The organism is Kocuria marina, assembly GCA_014652975.1.
Lineage (GTDB): Bacteria > Actinomycetota > Actinomycetes > Actinomycetales > Micrococcaceae > Kocuria > Kocuria marina.
The window spans coordinates 1-548 of sequence record BMZV01000021.1 but is presented as its reverse complement, the minus strand read 5'-3'; the positions used below and the strand labels follow the sequence as shown (position 1 = coordinate 548).

1 protein-coding gene is annotated in these 548 nt (G+C 67.7%); it reads left to right on the top strand.

All coding sequences use genetic code 11. The annotated features are described in order from the left end of the window. The coding region (locus IE157_RS12735; RefSeq protein WP_193520157.1) for an IS3 family transposase at positions 1-548 on the top strand (548 nt) is incomplete at both ends.

Sequence of the window (548 nt, the reverse complement as noted above, 5' to 3'; positions counted from 1 at the left end):
TACCGGAAGTAGTCGCGTTCATCGACGCGAACAAGGACGACCTCGTCGACGGTCGCCGGCTCGGAGTCGAGCTCATCTGCAGACAGTTGCAGGTGGCTCCGAGCAGCTACTACGCCGCTAAGACCCGCACCCCGTCCGCCCGTGCCCAGCGGGACGAGGAGCTGATCCCGCGGCTCGTCGAGCTGTGGGAGGCGAACTACCGGGTCTACGGGGTCCGCAAGCTCTGGAAGGCGGCCCGGCGGGCGGGGATCGCGATCGGCCGCGACCAGACCGCGAGGTTGATGAAGGTGGCAGGGATCGAGGGCGCAAGGCGCTCGAAACGGGTGAAGACGACCAGGCCGGATCCGGCGTCCGCGCGACACCCGGATCTGGTGCAGCGGGAGTTCACCGCGACCGCTCCGAACCGGCTCTGGGTGACGGATCTGACGTTCGTGGCGACCTGGGCCGGTGTCGCGTACGTGTGCTTCATCATCGACGCGTTCTCCCGCATGATCGTCGGGTGGCGGGTCGCGTCGCACATGCGCACCGAGATGATCCTCGACGCCATC